The sequence below is a fragment of the Streptomyces sp. genome, from assembly GCF_035563135.1.
Taxonomy (GTDB): Bacteria; Actinomycetota; Actinomycetes; order Streptomycetales; family Streptomycetaceae; genus Streptomyces.
The window spans coordinates 1-6214 of the sequence record NZ_DATMVN010000143.1 but is presented as its reverse complement, the minus strand read 5'-3'; the positions used below and the strand labels follow the sequence as shown (position 1 = coordinate 6214).

8 protein-coding genes are annotated in these 6214 nt (G+C 69.0%); 3 read left to right on the top strand and 5 right to left on the bottom strand.

The features are described from left to right. Positions 1 to 456 precede the first annotated feature (456 nt). On the top strand, positions 457 to 717 hold the full coding sequence (locus VN520_RS06095) for a hypothetical protein (protein ID WP_325745811.1): 261 nt from the start codon (positions 457 to 459) through the stop codon (positions 715 to 717). Positions 718 to 887: 170 nt separating this feature from the next. Here the strand turns inward: VN520_RS06095 and VN520_RS06090 are convergent, their stop codons facing one another. Together VN520_RS06090 and VN520_RS06085 are read right to left on the bottom strand one after the other, a co-directional pair. Beyond that, on the bottom strand, positions 888 to 1520 hold the full coding sequence (locus VN520_RS06090) for a hypothetical protein (protein ID WP_325745810.1): 633 nt from the start codon (positions 1518 to 1520) through the stop codon (positions 888 to 890). After that, positions 1517 to 1939, bottom strand: a complete 423-nt coding sequence (locus VN520_RS06085; RefSeq protein ID WP_325745809.1) for a hypothetical protein — start codon at positions 1937 to 1939, stop codon at positions 1517 to 1519. Before VN520_RS06085 ends, VN520_RS06090 begins: the two co-directional genes overlap by 4 nt. Here VN520_RS06085 and VN520_RS06080 point away from each other — a divergent pair. Continuing rightward, complete coding sequence (locus VN520_RS06080; RefSeq protein ID WP_325745808.1) at positions 1938 to 2264, top strand: hypothetical protein; 327 nt, start codon at positions 1938 to 1940, stop codon at positions 2262 to 2264. The two genes, VN520_RS06085 and VN520_RS06080, sit on opposite strands and share 2 nt — an antisense overlap. A gap of 424 nt (positions 2265 to 2688) precedes the next feature. On the opposite strand, the gene dmpG is transcribed toward VN520_RS06080, so the two are convergent. From dmpG to VN520_RS06065, 3 genes are read right to left on the bottom strand one after another with little or no spacing between them, the layout of a single operon-like run. After that, positions 2689 to 3699: a 4-hydroxy-2-oxovalerate aldolase gene (gene dmpG / locus VN520_RS06075; protein ID WP_325745807.1), complete on the bottom strand. Its 1011-nt coding sequence runs from the start codon at positions 3697 to 3699 to the stop codon at positions 2689 to 2691. Further along, entirely contained in the window at positions 3696 to 4661 is a 966-nt protein-coding gene (locus VN520_RS06070) for an acetaldehyde dehydrogenase (acetylating) (RefSeq protein WP_325745806.1), read from the bottom strand. Before VN520_RS06070 ends, dmpG begins: the two co-directional genes overlap by 4 nt. A gap of 26 nt (positions 4662 to 4687) precedes the next feature. Beyond that, positions 4688 to 5491, bottom strand: a complete 804-nt coding sequence (locus VN520_RS06065; RefSeq protein ID WP_325745805.1) for a 2-keto-4-pentenoate hydratase — start codon at positions 5489 to 5491, stop codon at positions 4688 to 4690. Between the two features lie 70 nt (positions 5492 to 5561). Between VN520_RS06065 and VN520_RS06060 the strand changes: the two genes are divergently transcribed. Next, a partial coding sequence (locus tag VN520_RS06060) for an IclR family transcriptional regulator (protein ID WP_325745804.1) occupies positions 5562 to 6214 on the top strand: 653 nt, incomplete at its 3' end.

Below are 6214 nucleotides of genomic sequence, written 5' to 3'. Positions count from 1 at the left end.
GGGGAGTACCTGCTGAACATGCGGGACGGCATCTGAGCGCCGAGTGCAGAGCCCTGCTTGGCGGCGGCCATGAGCCAGGCGACCGTACCCCGCAGGTAACCGGCTTCCTGGTCTCTTGCTACCGGGACCAAGCGATGCCAGATCTCCCCCGGGGACGGCACGCCCTCCGAGCGCTCCGCAGCCCTCGAGTCGCGGGGCGTTCGCTGTGGCCTCCGGGCCGGAGAACTGCGCCCCCACGCACCCCGGAAGCACAGCACGACCTCAGGAGCGTGCACCACTTCGGGCACTCGCCACCGGGAAACCGGTATCCGCTTCCCACAGGTGAAAGGTGCCTGAGACCATCTACAGGTCGGACCGGCGATCACTCCTCGCCGGTCCGGTTTATCTTCTCTGCCGTGCGGGGACGGGTTGGATGAAACAGGTGCAGAGCCCGGGGAAGGGCTGACAGTCCGAGTGGTGACTGAGCACACACGGCCGCGGATCTACGGCACCGACTGCGACGACGCCGCCTCCTACGCCACCCGCCCAAGCCGTGAGTACGTCGAGCTGAACGGCGGGCCGCTTCTGGACGTCACCGGTCTCACAACTCCTGAACGCACAACCGGTGCGTTCCTGATCACTCCTCACAGTGCGTACGGGCCGGGCGGGCGTGCCTTGTACGCGCCGGACTTCAGCAGTCCTGTCGGCCAGTGGGTCCGGGAAGGAGATATGCCCTGACCCTCACCACTACGGCTTCACCAAGCCGCTGCTGTGCCTGGGCGCCGCCTTTCGGCGGCTGTAGGAGATGCCGAGATCGTCCGGCAGGTTCGCCCCGGCACAAGTTCGTCGCGCCTTCCGGCACCTGCGGTCGAAGTCCGTCTGCTCGGCCGCGTACGAGCCCGCACCCCTTACCAGTTGGTCAGGTCGATCAGGCGGGCACAGTGGGGGTCGGATGTGTCCGTCGCCCAGCGTTCCTCCTCCTCCACGAGCGAGGGCAGAGCAGCCAGCAGAGCGGTGAGAGCACCGGTGGTCCGCACGTCGGCCGCGATCAGGCCCCCGGCCTTCTCGACGGCGAGGTAGAGCCGCATACTGTCCGGCCCCGTGAAGAAGAACCCGCAAAGTGCCGGGCTGGGCGGACTCTCCACGAACGGCCAGGCCAGCGTGCGCAGTACACGCAGCGCCCGGTCCGCCGGGACGGGGGAGGCAGGCTCGAGAGCGGCGGTGTCCACCAGGACGAGGGGCATACCCATCACGGTCGCGTCCGTGCGGGGGAGCGGGCCGGCGAGGAGCGCGCGGGTCCAGCCCAGCACCAGCGGGGCGGTGACCGCCTCGTCGTCCTCGTCCGACAACGGGATCTCGTAGGCGACCAGCTCGTGGGCCAACACCGCATCAGCGCCGCCGGTCACGATCCGGACCGCGTTCCGCGTCGGCAGGACACCGCGCAGGAAGACCCCCTCGGCCAGAGGCAGTGCTGTGTAGTCGAGAAGAAAACGCGTGAGGTAGGCCTGTTGCTCGACGGTCTCCTTGCCGGAGGTACTCATTCGTTGATCCAGTTCGGGCACTTGCTCATGCCCTTGCAGTAGGTGGTGACGACACCGATCTTGTTTCCCTTGCCCGCGTCGTACTCACCGTCACCCGTGCGGCGGGCGTACTGCACGATGACCACGATGTTGACCAGTTTGGCCTGGTTGCGGGCGACCCTGTAGTACTCGAGCCTTCCCCCGCTCTTCTTGTCCACTTTCCCGGCCAGAGCCGCGTCGACCACCCGGCACTTCTTGATGTTGTGCTTGCCAAAGAAGTGATTCCAGCCCAGATCCCCGTTGCCGTAACGCGTGGGGATGACCCGCCCCTCGGGATCACTCTGCTCACACTTCACCTTCTTGTTCCAGTACTGCTGCGCCGACGCGTCGGACACCGGCGTGAGAACGAGACACGCGCTCATGACTCCCGCTGCCACCATGCTGATCATCCTCATGACCGGACCGTGCCACCCCGCCGCACGACCTATGCCCGCTCTGCAGGCAGATTCCTTCCCCCTCCCCCGAACGGGGAGAGCCGCTGGTGCGTTCGCCGGGCTTGCGGTGCTGCTCGCGCTGCGCGGCGCGCTGCTCCAGGTGCAGAAGCCGTGCCTTCTCCTGGGAGGTCAGCCACTCGCCGTGCTCGTGGGTCTCGCCATGGGAGAGGGCAAGGTGTTCTCGAGGCGGAAAATGGACTGCGGTGCGCAGATAGGGGTGCGGTCACACTTTCCGGTGATCTTTCCCAGAAACTTCTCGGGCAAGAACTGAAACCGCCACCATCACCAGACCTGGAGGGCTCTGTCGTCCGTCCCGTCGGTAGAGCCTCTGCGCGATCGTTTCGGACACTGACCCCCCAGGGGCAGGTGCGGCCGTCCGTGACAGGCTGTGCCGGGACTGATGCTGACTTTTCTGACGGCCAGTCAGGGGGCGCTCATCCGGCTGCCGTCCCGCCCCTGTCGCACCAGTAGGACCGCCCGGCGGTGCGCGCCCGTGGCTCCTGCCGGTTGCATCTGCGCTGCGGAGATCGCCGCTCTGGCGGCTCTGTGCAGAGTGGGAGCGCCATGCGGCCTGGAGCCCATCCGGGGTTCGCCTGATCGGAGGACCGCGGGGGCCCCAGGAGAGGCGGTGGGACACGCTCGCCCGTGAACGGATCAGGCGTTCTGCTTCACGCCACTGAGCCGCAAGGCCGGCCTCATCGAGCGGCGGTGAGATCGAGGGCGATGTCGATGATCATGTCTTCCTGGCCGCCGACCAGGCGGCGCCGGCCGCACTCCATGAGGATGTCGCGGACGTCGACCTCGTACCTCCGGGCAGCGAGCTCGGCGTGGCGGAGGAAGCTGGAGTAGACGCCCGCGTAGCCGAGGGTGAGGGTCTCGCGGTCGACGCGGACCGGGCGGTCCTGGAGCGGGCGGACGATGTCGTCGGCAGCGTCCTGCAGCTTGAACAGGTCGCAGCCGTGCTTGTAGCCGGACAGGTCGGCGACGGCGACGAACGCCTCGATGGGGCAGTTGCCCGCGCCCGCGCCGTGCCCGGCGAGCGAGGCGTCGACCCGTCGGACGCCGTTCTCGACCGCGACGACCGAGTTGGCCACGGAGAGCGAGAGGTTCTCGTGGGCGTGGACGCCGATCTCCGTGGCCGGGTCGAGCACGTCCCGGTAGGCGCGGACCCGGGCGGTGACGTCGTTCATGGTCAGCCGGCCGCCGGAGTCGGTGACGTAGACGCAGTGGGCGCCGTAGGACTCCATCAGTTTGGCCTGCCGGGCGAGCTTCTCGGGCTCGGCCATGTGCGAGAGCATCAGGAAGCCGGAGACGTCCATGCCCAGCTCGCGGGCGGCGGCGATGTGCTGGGCGGAGATGTCGGCCTCGGTGCAGTGGGTGGCCACGCGCACCGAGCGGACGCCGAGGTCGAAGGCGTGCTTCAGCTCGTCGATGGTGCCGACGCCGGGCAGGAGCAGAGTGGTGAGGCGGGCGTTCTCCAGGACCGAGGCGGCGGCCTCGATCCACTCCCAGTCGGTGTTCGAGCCGGGGCCGTAGTTGAGCGAGCCACCGGCCAGACCGTCGCCGTGGGCGACCTCGATGGCGTCCACGCCGGCCTCGTCGAGAGCCGAGACGATGCGCTTGACGTCGTCGGGCGTGATCCGGTGCCGGACAGCGTGCATGCCGTCCCGGAGGGTGACGTCCTGGACGAAGATGTCGGTGCTCACTTCGCGGTCTCCTTCTCGGCGGCGATCCGCTCGGCCATCCGTACTGCGGCCGAGGTCATGATGTCGAGGTTTCCGGCGTACGCCGGGAGGTACATGCCCGCGCCCTCGACCTTGAGGAAGACCGACACCTGGTGGGTCGGCCGGGGGCCCTCTCCGTCCGCGAGGAGGGTCTCGACCGGCTGGTCGGCCGGTATCTCGCTGATCTGGACGTCCTGCACCATCGTGTAGCCCGGGACGTAGGAGGAGACCTCGGCGACCATCTTCTCGACCGAGGCGGTGATCTCTCGCCCGGCGGCGGCCCTTTCGTCCTGGCTGCCGGGCAGGGTCACCAGGGCGAAGACGGTGTCGCGCATCATCAGCGGCGGCTCGGCCGGGTTGAGGACGATGATCGCTTTTCCGCGCCGGGCCCCGCCGACCTCGACGATCGCGGCGGAGGTGGTCTCGGTGAACTCGTCGATGTTGGCGCGGGTGCCCGGACCGGCAGATCTGGAGGCGATCGAGGCGACGATCTCGGCGTACGCCACCGGGACGACCTGGCTGATCGCGGCCACCACCGGGATGGTGGCCTGGCCGCCGCAGGTGACCATGTTGACGTTGGGCGCGTCGAGGTGCTCGTCGATGTTGACGGCCGGGATGACGTAGGGCCCGATGGCGGCCGGTGTCAGGTCGATCATCCGGATACCGAGAGGGCGGAGCTTTTCGTCGTTGTGGCGGTGCGCGCCGGCCGAGGTGGCGTCGAAGACGATGCCGATCTCATCGATCTGCGGCGACTTCAGCAGTCCCTCCACGCCTTCGGCGGTTGTCTCGAAGCCGAAGCGGGCGGCGCGGGCGAGTCCGTCGGAGGCCGGGTCGATGCCGACCATGACGCCCATCTCGAGGTGCTGTGCGGTGCGCATGATTTTGATCATCAGGTCGGTGCCGATGTTGCCCGACCCGATGACGGCGACCTTCGTCTTGCTCATCGTGTTCCTTGTCCGGGGAGGAGGTGTCAGCAGAAGGTGACCGACACGGTGCCGAGGCCGGTGACGGTGGCCTGGACGGCGTTGCCCGGCGTCACCGGGCGCATGGGGCCGAGTGCGCCGGAGAGGACGACCTGACCGGCGCGGAGCGGCGAGCCCAGGTCGCGGGCCTGGCGGGCGAGCCAGACAAGGGCGTTGACCGGGTCGCCGAGGCAGGCGGCGCCGTTGCCGGTGGAGACGGTCTCCCCGTCGATCATCATCGTCATCTCGGCCGTGACGGGGTCGAAGTCGGTGAGGGGGACCTGGCGGGTGCCGAGTACGTAGCCGCCGGCGGAGGCGTTGTCGGCGACGGTGTCGCCGAAGCTGATGTCCCAGTCGGCCACGCGGCTGCCGCAGATCTCGAGCGCGGCCACGGCGTGGTCGACGGCTCCGCTGACCTGGGCGTGGTCGAGCAGGCCCTCGGTCAGGTCGTCCTTCAGCACGAAGGCGATCTCGGCCTCGACCCGCGGCTGGAGGATCGCTTCGGCCGGTACGGCCGAGCCGTCGGAGTACGCCATGTCATCGAAGAGGACGCCGAAGTCGGGCTGGTCGACACCGAGTTGCTGCTGGACGGCGGTCGAGGTCAGGCCGATCTTGCGGCCGACGACCGTGGCGCCCGCCTCGATCCGCTCGGCGGCGAGCCGTGTCTGCACGGCGTACGCCGCCTCGACGTCGTCACGGCCGATCAGGTCGCGTACCGGAATGGTCGGGACGCCGGTTGCGGCTGCCTCGCGGAGTCGGGCCGCAGCGGCGGCGATGCTGTCGTCGGGGACAGTCGGGTGGGTCTGTGCCATGACGTCCAATCTGCGGCACGGCAGGAGAGAGGGCCATGGTCGCGTTCCACTCAGCGGTACGCTCTTTCACGTGGAGGAGCGTGGGAAAGGCCCTGACAGGGAGCGCGGCACAGTGCTGGGTAAGGCCCTGGCGATCCTGCGGGCGTTCGGCCCGGCGGACTCAGTGCTTCCGCTCGCCGAGCTGGTCCGGCGGACGGATCTGCCGAAGGGGACTGTGCACCGGGTGGCAGGGGATCTCGTACGGCACCGGCTGCTGGACAGGACGGCGCACGGGTACCGGCTCTCCGGAGGGCTCTTCGAGCTGGGTCTGCGGGCCGCGGCGGAGCGAACGCTGCTCGAACTGGCGATGCCTTTCCTGCAGGACCTCTACGAGCGCACCCACGAGACGGTGCACCTCGGGGTGCGGGAGGGACACGAGGTCGTCTACATCGCGAAGATCGGCGGACACCGCCAGGCGAAGGCACCTTCCCGTACCGGTGGGCGGATGCCGATGCACTGCACGGCGTTGGGGAAGGTCCTGCTGGCCTGTGCCGGGGAGGAGGAGTGGGCCGCCGTGCTGACCGGGCCGATGGAACGCCGGACGCCACGGACGGTCATCGCGCCCGGTCTGCTGCGCGGGCAGTTGATCCGGGCGGTGGAGACGGGGGTCGCCTACGAACGGGAGGAGTCGACGCAGGGCCTGCTGTGCGTGGCGGCGCCGGTCCCCGCCTCCGACGGGCGGAC